The 14,841-nt window shown below is 66.7% G+C and carries 13 protein-coding genes; 6 read left to right on the top strand and 7 right to left on the bottom strand.

Annotation, left to right across the window (positions count from 1 at the left end; all coding sequences use genetic code 11):
* Positions 1-6: 6 nt before the first annotated feature.
* Positions 7-627 (bottom strand): TetR/AcrR family transcriptional regulator, encoded by a 621-nt coding sequence (locus ACZK45_RS19120; protein WP_125892340.1) that lies wholly within the window; start codon positions 625-627, stop codon positions 7-9.
* Positions 628-753: 126 nt separating this feature from the next.
* On the opposite strand from ACZK45_RS19120, the gene ACZK45_RS19115 reads away from it, so the two are divergent.
* Complete coding sequence (locus ACZK45_RS19115; RefSeq protein ID WP_478445079.1) at positions 754-2,226, top strand: MFS transporter; 1,473 nt, start codon at positions 754-756, stop codon at positions 2,224-2,226.
* 10 nt (positions 2,227-2,236) lie between these two features.
* Here ACZK45_RS19115 and ACZK45_RS19110 read toward each other — a convergent pair whose 3' ends face one another.
* The 3 genes from ACZK45_RS19110 to ACZK45_RS19100 form a co-directional block, all read right to left on the bottom strand.
* Positions 2,237-2,542: a KGG domain-containing protein gene (locus tag ACZK45_RS19110; protein WP_032128582.1), complete on the bottom strand. Its 306-nt coding sequence runs from the start codon at positions 2,540-2,542 to the stop codon at positions 2,237-2,239.
* Between the two features lie 135 nt (positions 2,543-2,677).
* Positions 2,678-3,352 carry a CerR family C-terminal domain-containing protein gene (locus ACZK45_RS19105; protein ID WP_478445078.1) on the bottom strand — a complete coding sequence of 225 codons (675 nt, stop codon included), beginning with the start codon at positions 3,350-3,352 and terminating at the stop codon, positions 2,678-2,680.
* Positions 3,345-4,601 carry a M24 family metallopeptidase gene (locus tag ACZK45_RS19100; protein ID WP_180837301.1) on the bottom strand — a complete coding sequence of 419 codons (1,257 nt, stop codon included), beginning with the start codon at positions 4,599-4,601 and terminating at the stop codon, positions 3,345-3,347. Before ACZK45_RS19100 ends, ACZK45_RS19105 begins: the two co-directional genes overlap by 8 nt.
* 207 nt (positions 4,602-4,808) lie before the next feature.
* Between ACZK45_RS19100 and ACZK45_RS19095 the strand changes: the two genes are divergently transcribed.
* Complete coding sequence (locus ACZK45_RS19095) at positions 4,809-6,293, top strand: DUF4434 domain-containing protein (RefSeq protein WP_125892348.1); 1,485 nt, start codon at positions 4,809-4,811, stop codon at positions 6,291-6,293.
* A 5-nt stretch (positions 6,294-6,298) separates the two neighbouring features.
* On the opposite strand, the gene ACZK45_RS19090 is transcribed toward ACZK45_RS19095, so the two are convergent.
* Positions 6,299-6,763, bottom strand: a complete 465-nt coding sequence (locus ACZK45_RS19090) for a MarR family winged helix-turn-helix transcriptional regulator (protein ID WP_049423760.1) — start codon at positions 6,761-6,763, stop codon at positions 6,299-6,301.
* A 50-nt stretch (positions 6,764-6,813) separates the two neighbouring features.
* Here ACZK45_RS19090 and ACZK45_RS19085 point away from each other — a divergent pair, with 50 nt between their 5' ends.
* The 3 genes from ACZK45_RS19085 (at position 6,814) to ACZK45_RS19075 (ending at position 11,459) form a co-directional block, all read left to right on the top strand.
* A complete protein-coding gene (locus ACZK45_RS19085; RefSeq protein WP_125892350.1) occupies positions 6,814-7,725 on the top strand; it encodes a S41 family peptidase in 912 nt (303 codons plus the stop codon).
* Between the two features lie 98 nt (positions 7,726-7,823).
* Complete coding sequence (locus ACZK45_RS19080) at positions 7,824-8,717, top strand: NAD-dependent epimerase/dehydratase family protein (protein ID WP_125892352.1); 894 nt, start codon at positions 7,824-7,826, stop codon at positions 8,715-8,717.
* Between the two features lie 210 nt (positions 8,718-8,927).
* The gene (locus tag ACZK45_RS19075) at positions 8,928-11,459 is read left to right on the top strand and encodes a methyl-accepting chemotaxis protein (RefSeq protein WP_478445077.1); all 2,532 of its coding nucleotides are present in this window, start codon (positions 8,928-8,930) and stop codon (positions 11,457-11,459) included.
* A gap of 95 nt (positions 11,460-11,554) precedes the next feature.
* On the opposite strand, the gene ACZK45_RS19070 is transcribed toward ACZK45_RS19075, so the two are convergent.
* Entirely contained in the window at positions 11,555-11,941 is a 387-nt protein-coding gene (locus ACZK45_RS19070; RefSeq protein WP_071227807.1) for a DUF2628 domain-containing protein, read from the bottom strand.
* A gap of 217 nt (positions 11,942-12,158) precedes the next feature.
* On the opposite strand from ACZK45_RS19070, the gene ACZK45_RS19065 reads away from it, so the two are divergent.
* The gene (locus tag ACZK45_RS19065) at positions 12,159-12,329 is read left to right on the top strand and encodes a hypothetical protein (protein ID WP_165929944.1); all 171 of its coding nucleotides are present in this window, start codon (positions 12,159-12,161) and stop codon (positions 12,327-12,329) included.
* A gap of 60 nt (positions 12,330-12,389) precedes the next feature.
* On the opposite strand, the gene ACZK45_RS19060 is transcribed toward ACZK45_RS19065, so the two are convergent.
* Positions 12,390-14,435: a TonB-dependent receptor domain-containing protein gene (locus tag ACZK45_RS19060; RefSeq protein ID WP_478445076.1), complete on the bottom strand. Its 2,046-nt coding sequence runs from the start codon at positions 14,433-14,435 to the stop codon at positions 12,390-12,392.
* Between the last annotated feature and the right edge of the window lie 406 nt (positions 14,436-14,841).

Below are 14,841 nucleotides of genomic sequence, written 5' to 3'. Positions count from 1 at the left end.
AGCCCGTCAGCGACGTTTGGCACCGGTTGGTGGCACGCCGACCATGCGCAGGCAATCGGCCTGCACGGCTTCGATGAACGCATCGGCATCCTGTGTCGGCGTGGCGATCAGGTCGTCGGCGGCGCCGTGCACGCCGGCGTAGATCAGCGAGGCGGTGACCTGCGGCGCTGGAAGCTGCCACAGTCCAGCGGCGTTGCCCGCCTCGAGGATGCCCAGCAGTTGCTGCTGGATCGCATTGCGTTCGGCATTGCCGCGCTGGTGGTGGTGATGGTTGGCGTACACCACATCGTGCAGTGCATGGGTGCGCACGTAGAGCTCGATGTTGGCGCGGATCCAGGCACGCAGGCGTGCCACGCCATCGCCGTCGGGCTGCTGCTGCACCGTCTGGTCGACCGCTTCCATGAACTGCCGCGTGTAGCGTTGTGCCAGCGCCTGCTGGATCTCGGTGCGCGAGGCGAAGTAGGTATAGAACGTGCCCTTGGCCACATCAGCCGCGGCGACGATGTCGCTGATGGTGGTGGCGTCTACCCCCTTTGACAGGAACAGTGCCTGCGCGGCGTCCATCAGTTCTTCCTGACGGGTTTCCGCGGGCTTGGTGCGAGGCCTGGCGACAGCTGGGGTCTGCATGGTGGGCAAGGTCCGGGTGCGACGGTGGCCATTCTAGCTGTCCTACGGCATTGACTGACCGCCAGTCATTGACCGACGGTCAGTCAATGGCTACGATGCGCGGACGTCCTCCCCCGGGATCCACCCATGCAGCGTTTCCAACGTCCGGCCCTGGTGCTGGCCGCCTACCTCGGCACGTTCCTCGCGTCGCTGGACATCAGCATCGTCAACGTCGCGCTGCCGACCCTGCAGCAGGCGTTGAATACCGACATGGCCGGCCTGCAGTGGGTGATCAATGCGTATGCGATCGCGTTGTCGGCGCTGATGCTGTCGGCGGGGCCGCTCGGGGACCGTTACGGTCATCGGCGGATGTGGCTGCTCAGCGTCGCCACCTTCACTCTTGGCTCGTTGCTCTGTGCCTGTGCCGGCAATCTTGCGACGCTGGTGGCTGGACGCGCGGTGCAGGGCATCGCGGGCGCGCTGCTGATTCCCAGCGCGATGCCGATTCTCAGTCATGCATTCCCTGATCCGCGCCAGCGCGCGCGGGCGATCGGTGGCTGGTCGGCGTTCAGTGCGCTGGCCCTGGTGCTTGGCCCGCTGCTGGGAGGCGTGCTGGTACAGCGCGTCGGATGGCCCAGCATCTTCCTGATCAACTTGCCGTTGGGCCTGCCCGCACTGGCGCTGGGCGCCTGGGGAATTCCGGAGCGGCGGCATCCGCAGCACGCTGCGCTGGACCCTGCCGGGCAGCTGCTCAGCGTCATCGCCCTGGGTGCGCTGAGCTATGGCCTGATCGCGATCGGCGCGCATGGCCTGCTGGCCCCGGTGACGCTGCTGGCGCTGGGCGTGGCAGCTGCCGGGTTGATCCTGTTCGGCATCGTCGAACGCCGGGTGGCACGCCCATTGCTGCCGCTGGACCTGTTTGCCGACCGCCGCTTCGGCATGTTCAACCTGGCCTCGTTCGTGCTGGGCTTCACTGCCTATGCCAGCCTGTTCTTCCTGTCGCTGTTCTTCCAGCAGGCGCAGGGGCACAACGCTGCGCTGGCAGGCTCCCAGTTGGCCCCGCAGTTCCTGTTGATGGGTGCCGTCTCGCTGTTGTTCGGGCGTCTGGTCGCCCACCTCGGGCTGCACGCCGCGCTGGTGCTGGGCTATGCCCTGGCCGGGGCGGCGCTGTGCGCGATGGCCACGTTCGAACCGGCTACTTCGCACGCCTATTCCAGTGCTGTGCTGGTGCTGCTTGGCATTGGAATGGGGCTGGCAGTGCCGGCGACCGGCATGGCGGTCATGGCCAGCGCGCCGGTCGAGCGCGCGGGTATTGCCTCAGCCACGATGAACGCGTTACGTCAGGCAGGCATGAGCCTGGGCATCGCGCTGCTGGGCAGCCTGATGGGCCAGCGCGCCGTGCAGCAGTTCGCCGCGTCCGCGCAGGCGGCCGGGCAGCGGGGGCTGGTGGCACAGGCGCGCGAACTGATCCTGCAACCGGGCTCGATGCACGCCACGCCGCAGATGCTGACGTGGTATCGCAGTGCGATGGCCAGTGGTTTCGGATGGGCGATGGCTGTGGCCGGTGCGCTGGCCCTGCTTGCGGCGCTCGGGCTGTATCGGCAGCGCGCACCGGCCTGACGCGCTGCATTCAGCCCTGCTGGCGTTGCGGACCCGCTGCCGTGCGTTCGATCTCCTGAGGCTGTTGTTGCTGCTGGCGCGCATTGGCGTGGCGAGCGTGTCCACCTTCACGACCGATCTCGGCCATGTGCTGGCGGTTGCGGCTGATCGCCTCGCCGCCCTTGCGGCCTGCGACACGTGCCTCGGCCGGACTGAATTCATGCGCGTTCCCGGAGGCATGTGCGGCGCGCCCGCCCTTGGCAGCGATCGCGCGCTGCTTTTCCTGGTCCATTGATGCGAAACCCCGGTTGGAGCTGCGCGGGTTCTGCTCAGTCATGTGAAATCTCCTGCGGTGTGGGCGTCGCCTTCGTAGACGACGGCATCCATGCTTGGCCATCGCACGCTAAGTCCAGGTCGCCATCTTCGCCCCGGTTTTCACGCGCCCTGCGCACGGGGCTGATCAGGCAGCCATTCAGGCGGGCGCTGCCTTCGCTGCCGCCAGTGCCATGCCACTGACCACCGACCCGATCGTCTCTACGTCCGCCAAGGGAGCTCCCTGGTTCAGTCGCGCCTGCAGAGCCCCATGGGAGACCGCGAAGACGATCGCTTGGCCGAGCAGGGCGTGGGTACGCAGCACCGTCTCGGCGCTGGATGGTTCGCTGCCGCGCAGGCACGCTACGCACGCGGCCAGCGTGGTGTGCAAGGGTTCGAACAGCGTACGGTGGGCACTGGCGAACGCCGCCGTCGGTTGGATCTGTTCGCGCGCCAACAGCAGCGTGCGTGGACCCGCATCCGGCGCCGAAAGCAAGGCATGGACGAATGCCCGCATCAACTGCTGCAGCTGCTGCGCGGCCTGCCGCGCGCCCTTGGGTGGCGTTGCCGGCAGCGGCAATCGCTCGGCAATGGCTTGAGCGCAGCGCTGCAGTACGGCGGCATACAGTTCCTGCTTGCCACCGAAGTGATAGGGAATGGCTGACTGGCTGCAGCCGGCCATGTCCACCAGCTGGCGGGTACGCACACCCTCCACGCCGAACGCGCTGAACAGCTGCAGCCCCGCGTGCAGCAGTCGGCCTCGGGTCTGCCCGCTGCGCGTCTCGGCCGCGCGCCGTCGTGCCGGTGTCTGCAGATGGGCGATGAACTCAGGCATCGGCCTGCATCAGCCGTGTCGAGTTTTCATTGAGCGCGGTACCCGCGTCCGCGCCGACGATGACCGTACCGCCGATGTTGGCCATGTGCCGGCCGAATGCACAGTTCGGTTCGAAGGCGAAGCACATGCCGGCCTGAAGGGGCAGTTCGCGCCCGACAGTCGGCAGCGGCGCGATGTGCGCATAGCGCGCGGCCTCCGGCAGCGCTTCGATGCCCGGTGCACGGCCGAAGCCAATCGGTCCATAGGGGTTGAGGCTGTGGACCAACGGGTGCACGTGCCAGCCACCCGCCTCCAGCAGGGGCGCTTCCATCGCGTCGACGACATCGCCGAAGGTATTGCCCACGCGCAGTGCGGACAGGCCTGCTTCGTAGCTGCTGCGTGCGACGGCAGCGGCGCGATGGATGTCGTCGTGCACCTCGCCAATGGCAACCGCGGCCTGATGCTGGGTTTCCATCAGCCCGTACAGTGCGAAGATCTCCGACAACACCAGATCACCATCGCGCAGAATGCGCGGCGGCTGCGCACGATACTGCCAGGCGGGTGGTCCCCAGCCCACATACTCCGGACCCGAGCCGAGCAACACCTCGGCGGTATAGCCCCCCAGCGAGAAACAGTCGGCGGTCACTGCGGCAACCAGTTCGGCTTCCGAAACACCGGGGCGAGCAGTGGCACGCAGCGCCTCGCTCATGGATTCACCGATCCAGGCGGCATGCGCAATCAGCGCCAGTTCCTCCTGGCTCTTTACCGAGGCGCGCTGGAAGAACGCACGATATACCGGTACGAATTCCGCGTTCGGCACCGCCGCCTGCATGCCCTGCAGGGTGCGCGCGGGCATCGCGCCGTCGAAGTAGAACGGTGGATAGGGCTCCAGCCCCAGCACGCCGATACGTGCCGTGTGCAGGCCACATTGCTGCAGCCAGCGGCCAACCTCCAGACCGGATTTTCCAACCCACAGCTGTTCGGGTGCGATCCACTGCAGGTCGCCGCGCAGGCAGGCCTGCAGGTGGTCGGCAATCATCAGCGAGGCAAAGGTGAACACCCGTGGCGGCTGGTCGCCGACGAACACCACGATCGAGCCTGGCCGGTCATTGGTGAAGTAGCAGTCCGGCGAGAACCCGGCCGGTGCGGCGGCTTCCCGGTCGCCATGCACAACCAGGGCATCGAGGCGTTCACTGGCCATGAGGTCGCGGGCCAGGGCCCAGCGGCGGTCGCGTTCCATCAGGCTGAGCGGTGCGGGCGGCGTGCGCATGAGGAGTATTCCAGGGGAAGGAGCGCGCAGGCTCGATTACGCAGTTGAATGAATCAACCGCTTGAATCGGCATTGCACGTGCGCTGCTGCGGGGGCAGCTGAAGTCGGCGATTGCGCAGCGTTGTCGATGATCATGATGGGGCCACCGTCGCTGTTGATAGGATGCGCAACAACGCCACTCGCTTGGCCACGACAGGGAAGTAGAACATGAACAGGATTGGATTGATCGCAGTGCTGGCCTGTACCGCTCCGGTCCATGCAGCCAGCCCCCTGTTGTCCGGCAGCTTTGTCCACGTCGGCTATTCGGCTACCGACGAACAACTACCGGCTGCGCAGTTGCCGCTGTTCCTGGATGAGCTGCAGGACCTGGGCAACGACACGATCATCCTCGGTCAGGTGCGTGCCACTCGTGCCGGCGTCGGCTGCGCCAGCGGCGTGCAGGATTTCGAATGGATTGCCGGCTTTCCCGGCAAGCTCGGCACCGTGCTCGATGCGGCGGCCGCGCGCGGCATGAAGGTCGTGGTCGGCACCACCTACAGCTCGGGGCAGTGCGCCACCTTCTGGCAGGGGCAGAACGCAACGGCCGTGGCACAGGATGCGGCGCAGTCGCTGGCCCAGCTGGGCCAACAGTACGGATCGCATCCGGCGTTCGCTGGCTGGTACATCACCGACGAGCCAGCACAGGTGCCGGCTGATCGCGCGCCGTTCTACCGTGCGATCGTGACGGCGCTCAAAGGCAGTACACCCTCGCGGCCGGTGATGGTGGCCCCCTACCTGGCGTCATCCAGCGTGGATCCGGCCAGCGTGGGCCGGGCTGCTGCACAGTTCCGTACGGCCACCGGCGTGGATGTGCAGATCTGGCAGGACGGCATCGGCGCCGCCTCGCATGCACGCCTGTTCCAGTGGGATCGCCCGGGTCATTCGACCGAGGCGTATTACGAGGCGCTGTCGGTGGCGCTGGGGGCCAGCGGCCTGTGGGCCGACATCGAACTGTTCAACCATGGCAGTCCTTTATTCCTGGAAACCGGCAACGGATTGTCCGGTGCCTATCGCTCCGCGTCGGTGCAGCGCATCAACCAGCAGTTGTGGAGCGCGCGTTCGGCCGGCAAGCGCGTTGCCTGGCTCAACCAGTACCACATGTCCGAGGTGGTCGGCCCCGGCCAGGGCTATGCCGAATCGCCGCGGCTGATGAACACCTATCGCGGGCTGTATGGGCTCGGCGCGTCCTACCTCGTCGATCCGGTGCAGACCACGTACAGCTACAGCGTGGCACCGGATGCGAACTATCCGGACAGCAGTGGCCACGAGCTGTTCGATCGTCGGGTGGGGGATCCGCGCAACCCGATGGATGCAGGCTGGGTAGGCGTGCATGGCAACGCCAGCATCACCATCGACCTGGGCCAGCGCCGGCGGGTGGACTGGATCGGCCTGCATACGATGACCCGCCCGGCGTGGGGCATCGTCACGCCGACAGCTGTGGACGTGATGTGTGCCGAGCCGGGCGCCGCTGCGGTGAAGATCGGTGTGCTGTCGGCGCCATTCACCCAGGCCGGACTGAGCGGTTCGACCGGAGAGGAATACGTGCTGGGCAACGCCGCGCCGCTGGCCGCGCAGTGCCGCACGCTGGAGCTGCGGTTGGCCAATGGCAGCTGGACGTTCCTCAGCGAAATCGAGATGGCGGTCGAGCAGTAAGCGCCTCAGCGTTGGGGCGTGCCGCGCAGTCGCTGCGCGAACGGTCGCTGTTCAAGTGCCTGCAGTGCCTCGCGCAGCACCTGCTCCAATGACTGTCCAAGATCGGCATCGAGGCTGCGCGCCGCGCGTGCCGTGGCCTGCCACTGCGCCTGCAGCGCCGGCAACGCCTGCAACGCGCGCGGGCTCAGCTGCAGGATGCGCTCGCGGCTGTCTTCACCGACCGCAGCGTGCAGCCAGCCGTCGCGCACCATTGCTGAAACCGTCTGGCTGAGCGCCGAATGGCTGAGCCCGCAGGCCAGTGCGAGATCCTTGATGCGGCAGGGTCCCTGCGCCATCAGCGTGCGCAGCACCGGGGTGTAGCGCGGCCGGTAGTCCAGCTTCAGGTCGCGGTAGGCCTGCTCGACCGCCGGGTCCAGCTGGTCGAGCAGGGCCCGCAGCAGTGTTCCCAGGGTGGCATGTTGGAGATCCATGGTGGCGATGATATATAAGCACTTATATATCATCAACATGGGGTGCGGTCATGGCGGTTTCGTGGATGCTGGGCGCGCTGCTGGCGGCGTCCTGCCCGGCCCAGGACGCGGTGCTGCAGGCGGCGGCCACGGCGATACAGGCGCAGTACCTGGACGTGGCCGAAGGCGCGCACATTGCCGAGGCCGTTCGCGGCTGGTCCACCCAGCAGCGCTATGTGGACAGCTGCGCGGACCCCAAGGCGTTCAGCGCACGCTTGAACCAGGATCTGGACGTGTTCGATGGCCACTTCCATGTCGAGCGGGTGGATGCCCGCGCCGGCCAGGACGACTGGCTGATGGCCTGGCGCGCGGATGCGCGCAGCAATGGTGCGGGCGTGCGCGAGGTGCGGGTGCTGGAAGGCAACATCGGTTACCTGCGCCTGAGCACCTTCTATCCGCTCGATCTGGCCCGGCCGAAGCTGGCCGCAGCCTTCACCCTGCTGGCCGACACCGATGGCCTGGTGCTGGACCTGCGCCAGAACGGTGGTGGCGATGACGGCAGTGCGGACCTGCTGGTGCGGACCCTGCTGGCGGCGGAGATCACCCAGGTGCAGTCACTGCAACGCCGTGGCCAGCGCCGTCCGGTACCGTTGCCACCGGCGAGCCTGGGGCTGTACCTGAAGCCGCTGGTGGTGCTGATCGACCGCCGCACCGGGTCGGCCGCCGAATTCGTCGCGTACTCGCTGCAGGCGCAGGGGCGGGCACGTGTCGTTGGTAGTCGAAGTGGCGGCGCGGCACATATGTTCGATGATCCTGTGCTGCTGCCGGATGGCTATCAGATCAGCATTCCCGACCGGCAGCCGATCAACCTCCGTACCGGAACCAACTGGGAACGCACCGGCGTCACGCCTGATGCAGCAGGCGGTGACGATCCGCTGTTCGTCGCCCGCCAGCTGCTGGCCCAATCGGTATCGCCAGAATGAACGCACAATTGCAACCGTGCCCTATCGCAGACGACATGCGGCGTGCCTAGAATCGAAACATCCCGGTAGTTCCCGGGCGCTTCGAGTGAATGGACTCAATGAAGATTCTGTTGACCGGCAGTTCCGGGCGGATCGGGCGTGCAATCTTCGGCGCGCTGGCGGCGGCCCACGAAGTGGTGGGGCTGGATCGCAGCCCATTCGCCACCACCCGCATCATTGCCGATGTCACCGATCGTCAGGCCGTGATGCGGGCAGTGCAGGGCGTCGACGCGGTGATCCATACCGCCGCCCTGCACGCACCCCATGTCGGCTTGGTGCCGGATGCGGTATTCCAGCAGATCAATGTGGAGGCGACTGCACACCTGTTGCAGGCTGCCCGCGAGGCCGGTGCACGCCGCTTCGTGCTGACCAGCACCACGGCGCTGTATGGCCATGCGGTGGTGGCGGGCGGTTGCCGCTGGATCGATGAAGATACCGAGCCGCTGCCACGCACCATCTACCATCGCAGCAAGCTGCAGGCCGAGGCGTTGGCTGAAGCCGCTGCGGCGCCGGGCTTCAGCGTGCGCGTGCTGCGCATGGCCCGCTGTTTCCCCGAGCCACCGGAGCGGATGGCGATGTTCCGCCTGCACCGCGGTATCGACGCGCGCGACGTGGCCAGCGCACATGCCGCGCTGCTGCACGATGAGGGCGCTGCCTTCGCACGCTACATTGCCTGCGCACCGACGCCGTTCCTGCGTGAGGATTGCCTGGAACTGGCGACCCAGCCGCGCAGGGTGCTGGCCCGCCGCGCCCCGCAGTTGCTGGCCGAGTTCGAGCGCCGTGGCTGGCCGCTGCCGCTGAGCATTGACCGCGTCTACGACAGTGCACTGGTGCGCAGCACATTGGGCTGGCAGCCGCGCTTCGGCCCGGACGACGTGCTGCAGCAGTACGCGGTTGGCAGTATCGAGGTGCTGCCGCGGGCGGAATGGATCAAGGACCGCGTGGCCGAGTAGGGCGGCAGCGGGGCGGGTTCCTGACCCGACCCTGAGCAGGTTCAGGAATGTGCAGATGGACCGCCTCAACCTCGTTCGCAGGCGGCCGCTAACCCGGTGCGCTTCCAGCGCCGGGCGTGTCCCGGCGGCCGGTGGCCTGCGCGACGGATCGCGCACCTGCGCGGTGCCCTCGCGGTGCCGGTCGTCCTGAACTGCCTTGCGGATCCTTCCATGCCTTCTCCCCGTTCCGCCGCTGCCCGCCGCCCGGGCAGCATCGCCCACAAGCTGATGCTGGGCACCGCTGCGATCGCGCTGCTGTGCTTCGGCCTGACTGCGTTCCTGATCTACCGCCAGGCCAGCGCCAGCCTGATCGACGCCTCGCGCCAGACCATGGCCAGCGAAGCCACCGCCGAAGCCCGCCAGGTCGCGGCCGATCTGGGCACCGCCTTTGCCAGCAACGACGCCATGGTCGAGGCCGTGCTCGCCCAGCGCGCGCGCGGCGATGTTCCGGACCGTGCCAGCCTGGCTGCCGTGCTGGGCGAGCAGCTGCGCACCCACCCCGAGTGGCTGGGCAAGAGCACCATGTGGGAGGCCGACGCCTTCGATGGCAAGGATGCCGAGTACGTCAACACTGAAGCGCACGATGCCACCGGTCGTTACATGAGCTACTGGGCCTGGCACGATGGCAAGCCGCAGCAGTCGACGATGACCGACTACACCGAGACGGCCAGTGGCTCCGGTGACTGGTATATGGTGCCCAGCCGCGACAAGCTGGCGAAGGTAAGCGAGCCCTATGCCTACGACATCGGTGGCCAGCAGGTGCTGATGAGCACGCTGAGCACGCCGATCATCGAAAACGGCCGGTTCCTCGGTGTATTCACTGTGGACTTCTCGCTGGCGGCGCTGCAGAAGCACCTGGCCACGCTGAAGCCGATGGGCGCCGGGCGCGTCGAACTGCTCTCGCCGAATGGCGTGGTGCTGGCCTCGGCCAATGCCGCCGAAATCGGCAAGCCACGTGGCGACGCATTGACCCGCAGCATGCTGGCAGACATCGCCGCCGACCGCCGGTTCGAAGCCTTCACTCCGGATGCCGCCGGCAACGTGCGCGTATACGTGCCGCTGCGTGTGGGCGATGCGCCGCAGCGCTTTGCACTGGGTGTGGTGATGCCGCACGCGGTGATCGTGGCCGAGGCGCGCCAGCTGCTGTGGCTGACCCTGCTGGTTGGTGTGGTGGCCGCGCTGACCCTGAGTGCCGGTGTCTATGTGCTGCTGCGCCGGTTGGCGATCCGCCCACTGGCCGAAGCCGTGCGCGTGGCCGGCGACGTCGCCGCGGGCAAGCTGGACAGCACCCTGCCGGCACGCAGCAACGACGAAGTGGGCCGCCTGCTGGACGCGATGCAGGGCATGCGGGGGCAGCTGCAGTCGGTGATGGCGGCGCAGGCGGAAATGGCGCGTCGCCATGACGCCGGTGAAATCAGCTACCGCATGGACGCCTCGGCGTTCCCGGGTGAGTACGGCCGGATGGTGGCTGACAGCAACAAGCTGGTGGCCTCCAGCAACGCCGTCACCCAGCGCCTGGTCGACGTGATGCAACGCTATGCGGTGGGTGACCTGAGCGTGGACATGGAAGCGCTGCCGGGCGAGAAGGCGGTGTTCACCGCTGCAATGGCCACTACCAAGAGCAACCTGGCTGCGATCAACGATCAGATCCAGCAGCTGGCCGCTGCCGCCGCCGCCGGCGATTTTGCGGTGCGCGGCGACACGCTGCGTTTCGACCACGACTTCCGCCGCATGGTGGAAACCCTCAACACCATGATGCAGGTCAGCGACCACAACCTGGCCGAGCTGTCGACGCTGCTGCGCGCGATTGCCGCAGGCGACCTCAGCGCGCGCATGCAGGGCGACTTCCACGGCGTGTTCGCGGTGATGCGCGACGATGCCAACAGCACCGTGCAGCAGCTGACCCAGATCGTTGGCCAGATCCAGCAGTCGGCGGCCAGCATCCGCCTGGCGGCGGGTGAGATTGCCGCCGGCAACAGTGATCTGTCGCGCCGCACCGAGCAGCAGGCGGCGAACCTGGAAGAGACCGCGGCCTCGATGGAAGAGCTGACCTCCACGGTGCGCCAGAATGCCGACCACGCGCTGCAGGCCAACACCCTGGCCGGCTCCGCAGCGGGCGTGGCCAGCGAAGGCGGGCAGGTGGTCAGCCAGGTGGTGCAGACCATGGAACAGATCGAGGCCTCCTCGCAGCGCATTGCCGAGATCATTTCGGTAATCGATGGCATCGCGTTCCAGACCAACATCCTGGCGTTGAACGCGGCGGTGGAAGCGGCGCGTGCCGGCGAACAGGGCCGCGGATTCGCCGTGGTCGCCAGCGAAGTGCGTGCGCTGGCCCAGCGCTCGGCAGGCGCGGCCAAGGAGATCAAGGAGCTGATCGACGCCTCGGTGGCGCAGGTCGGTGCCGGTGCGCAGCTGGTGCACGGCGCGGGCCGCACCATGCAGGAAATCGTCGGCCAGGTCGGCCGAGTGAACGAGATCATGGCCGAGATCTCGGCAGCCTCGCGCGAGCAGTCGGCGGGCATCGAGCAGGTCAACCAGACCGTGGTGCAGATGGACGAGACCACCCAGCAGAACGCCGCACTGGTGGAAGAGGCCAGTGCCGCCGCGCGTGCGATGGAAGAACAGGCCGAGCAGCTGGCGGTGGCGGTCTCGCGCTTCCGCCTGCAGGCCGAGCCGGTGGCTACGGTCCGCCGCGCGGCCTGATCCTGTTGCGCGCACATGAAGACGCCCGGCCAAGGCCGGGCGTCTTCATGTCTGCTTGATGCTATGCCAGGCCGGAGTGCGGCGGCAGCATCGCGTCAGAACATGCCTTCGAAGGGATTCCAGCTGGCTTTGCCCTTCACCTGCTCCAGGTAGTAGCTGTAGTTGGTGCTGGCGGCAACCAGGAAGTTCATGGCGATGAACAGCGGGCGCGCGATGATGTCCGGCAGGAACAGGGACACGATGCCCAGCACGAGGCCGATGCCGATCACCACCAGCGCCTTGCGCCACATGCCCAGAATGAACAGGTAGATGAAGCCGAAGAAGAAGGCGAAGAAGTTGATGTTGATCTTGAGGCGGTCGCCGAAGGACAGCGCCTTCCAGGCTTCCTTGAAGCGCGGCTCCTTCGGAGCGCCGTGCTGCTGGAAGAAATTGAAGCGGAACTGCCACTTCGGGCTGAATCGGGAGAGGTCGACGGCGTTCATTGACGATTACGTCCTTGTAGAAAAACGGTTACATGATACGAGGCCGACGGTTCAGGAAACTACCCCCAACCGTCAAAAATGTGACGCGCCCGGCATGTGCAGGCTTGCGGCGGGGCGCCGCACCGTCACCCATCCGCCTTGTTTTTAGGATAGGGTGCGCAGTTCCGCTGCCGCCCCAGCTGAACCCGGGCGGCGGCGGGATGTCCATGGAGGTTGCATGACCACACCTGCTATACCGGAAAACGCACCGGGACCGGTGCTCCTGCCGACACCTGAAGTGGTGCAGGCACAACAACTGCTCGCACGCCAGCAACTGGCGGTAGCGATGGACCGTGCACGCACGGCCGCTACGCAGAACGCGGCCGCGGCCGCGCTGGAAAGCGAGTAATCCGCAACACCGCCGATCGCGCTGGCGTGCTGCCAGCGCGATCGCGGCGCGCGCAGCCGGTCAGAACCGCGCGGTCATGCTCATGAAGTAGCTGCGCCCGGCCACGAAGTAGTCGGTGGAGCCTTCCGCATACAGCTTCTTGTCGGCCAGGTTGCTGACACCGCCGCGCAGGGTCAGCACCTCGTTGACGTTCCAGGCAGCGGTCAGGTCATACAGGGTGTAGGCCTTGAGGAAGGTCGTGGCCGTACCGGTCTGCTTGCCGGTGTACTGCGCCGACAGGCTGCTGGAAAACACCGTGTTGGGCGTCCAGTCCAGCGACGAATAGCCGGAAAACTCCGGCGTATCGATCAGGTTCCTGCCGATGGTCAGGTTCTTGGCTTCCTTCATCCAGGTGGCCGAGGTGCGCCAGCGCCACTGCTCGCCGAAGCGGACATTGAAGTTGCCTTCCATGCCACTGGTGCGCGCGCGCTGCACGTTGCTCATGCGCGTCCACCAGATGCCGTTGAACTTGCCCAGGGGCGCGTACTCGATCTTGTTCTTGAAGTCGGTATGGAAGTAGGTCAGGCCGGCATCGAACAGGTCATTGTCGAAGCTGATGCCGATCTCTCGGTTGGTGCTGGTTTCAGGGTCCAGGTCCGGGTTGCCGGCCATGTAGCAGCCGCCACGGGTATAGCCCAGCGGGATCAGCGAGGTGCAGCCGCGGCCGCCGGACTGGGTGGCCGCGCTGGGCGAGTTCTCGGTCAGGCTGGGCGCGCGGAAGCCCTTGGAAACACCACCACGTATCGTCCACTGTTCGGCCGGGTGCCAGACCAGGTAGGCGCGGGGGCTGACGTGGCTGCCGAACTTCTCATGATGATCCAGGCGTGCGCCCAGGGTCAGCGCCAGCGTGCGGTGCAGCTTCAGTTCGTCCTCGACAAACAGTGCCCAGGTATCCACTTCCAGGTTGGAGCCGCTGACGGCATTGCCGGCATAGTCGATCGGCGCGCGGCCGATGGTATCGGTGTTGGTCAGTTCCTGGCGCTTCCACTGGCCACCGACGGCGAACTGGTGTTCAACCCCCAGCGTGAACGGCGTGGTCAGGCTGCCTTCGATGATGGTATCGGTGGCCTCGGAGCGGCCGGTGGCGCCGATGTCGTTCTTGTACTCGGTCCAGTACGCGCTGAGCTTCGAGTTGCCGAAGCTCCACTTGCCATCGTGGTTGAGTGCCAGCGAGCTGCGCTTGAGTTCGCTGGCACCCCAGGCGCCTTCGTCCTGCTTTTCCAGCGATGCGTCGATGAAGGCCTGCTGCACGCCGTGGCCGGCTTCCAGCGACAGTTCCTGCGCATCGCTGAGCTTCCACTGCAGCAGCGCGTCGACATTGCGGTCCTTCTCGCCGGCGTAGGCATTGCCATAGACACCACCGTTGGAGCGGTCCGAGTCGCGGCGCATGCTGTTGGCACCGATGCGCAGGCCGAAGCGCTCGCCGAGCGGGCCGGAGAACGTCGCACCGATCTGCTGGGTATCACCGCGCTTGCTATCACCCGGGCGGGTATAGCTGTGGGTGGCGCTGCCGTTCCAGTCATCACCGATGCGCTTGGTGATGATGTTGATCACGCCGCCCATGGCGTCGGAGCCGTACAGCGACGACATTGGTCCGCGCACCACCTCGATGCGTTCGATCTGGTCGGGCGAGATCCAGTTCAGATCCTGGCGGCCGAGGTCGGGACGGTAGTTGGTCGAGGCCGAGCTGCCCATGCGCTTGCCGTCCACCAGCACCAGCGTGTAATTGGACGGCATGCCACGCAGCTTGATCTTGGACTGCTCGCCGACCGCGCTGAGGCCACCGGTCACGCCCGGCACGCGGCTGAGCAGGGTGGCCAGGTCGTGCACCGGCTGGCGCTCGATGTCCTCGCGGCTGATCACGCTGATGCTGGCCGGTGCATCCTTGATCCATTGCTGGTTGCCCGAGGCGGTGACCACCACGGTATCCAGATCCTTGGTGGAGGCATCGGCGCTGGCCTCTGCGGCGGCCAGGCCGGGCAGGGCCAGCAGGCAGGCGGTGGCCAGAGCGCAGGCCAAGCGGGTGCGCGGCAGGCGCGCGGAAGGGGTACGGAACGACAGGGACATGACGGCTTCCATCGGAGGAGGGGGACCCGGTGGAAGCAGCAGGCGCACGCAGACAGCAGGCAGCCCCCTTCCATGGGTCGTTGGGCGCTGGGTTGGAACCGGCGCAGCTGGGTGGGTCTCGGCCGTGCGGAAGACGGTGACCTGCCTGGTTAATGAAATGATAACCGTTCGCGTTTGTTACGATCCAGTACCTGGGGCGACCAAGTGACATCCGTTCCCCTGCCCCGGCACTCGCCTGCTGTTTGCTGAATGGGGACAAATCCCGGCGTAGACCTTCGCACTCGGCTTACATCCGGCGCCCTAGACTGAGCCGCATTTTCGATTCCGCCCCGTTGGAGATCGTGTGGGTTCCGGTAGTGACAGACAGCGACTGCGTGGCGTGACGCCGACGCAGCCAGGACAAGTG

It is taken from the genome of Stenotrophomonas sp. 63632_Sma (assembly GCF_056482875.1).
Note: the sequence above shows the minus strand (reverse complement) of the source record. Positions and strands in the feature narration are given on the sequence as shown.

Coding starts and splice junctions, on each gene's coding strand:
- ACZK45_RS19120 (WP_125892340.1), bottom strand. CDS start 627: ATGCAGACCCCAGCTGTCGCCAGGCCTCGCACCAAGCCCGCGGAAACC.
- ACZK45_RS19115 (WP_478445079.1), top strand. CDS start 754: ATGCAGCGTTTCCAACGTCCGGCCCTGGTGCTGGCCGCCTACCTCGGC.
- ACZK45_RS19110 (WP_032128582.1), bottom strand. CDS start 2,542: ATGACTGAGCAGAACCCGCGCAGCTCCAACCGGGGTTTCGCATCAATG.
- ACZK45_RS19105 (WP_478445078.1), bottom strand. CDS start 3,352: ATGCCTGAGTTCATCGCCCATCTGCAGACACCGGCACGACGGCGCGCG.
- ACZK45_RS19100 (WP_180837301.1), bottom strand. CDS start 4,601: ATGCGCACGCCGCCCGCACCGCTCAGCCTGATGGAACGCGACCGCCGC.
- ACZK45_RS19095 (WP_125892348.1), top strand. CDS start 4,809: ATGAACAGGATTGGATTGATCGCAGTGCTGGCCTGTACCGCTCCGGTC.
- ACZK45_RS19090 (WP_049423760.1), bottom strand. CDS start 6,763: ATGGATCTCCAACATGCCACCCTGGGAACACTGCTGCGGGCCCTGCTC.
- ACZK45_RS19085 (WP_125892350.1), top strand. CDS start 6,814: ATGGCGGTTTCGTGGATGCTGGGCGCGCTGCTGGCGGCGTCCTGCCCG.
- ACZK45_RS19080 (WP_125892352.1), top strand. CDS start 7,824: ATGAAGATTCTGTTGACCGGCAGTTCCGGGCGGATCGGGCGTGCAATC.
- ACZK45_RS19075 (WP_478445077.1), top strand. CDS start 8,928: ATGCCTTCTCCCCGTTCCGCCGCTGCCCGCCGCCCGGGCAGCATCGCC.
- ACZK45_RS19070 (WP_071227807.1), bottom strand. CDS start 11,941: ATGAACGCCGTCGACCTCTCCCGATTCAGCCCGAAGTGGCAGTTCCGC.
- ACZK45_RS19065 (WP_165929944.1), top strand. CDS start 12,159: ATGACCACACCTGCTATACCGGAAAACGCACCGGGACCGGTGCTCCTG.
- ACZK45_RS19060 (WP_478445076.1), bottom strand. CDS start 14,435: ATGTCCCTGTCGTTCCGTACCCCTTCCGCGCGCCTGCCGCGCACCCGC.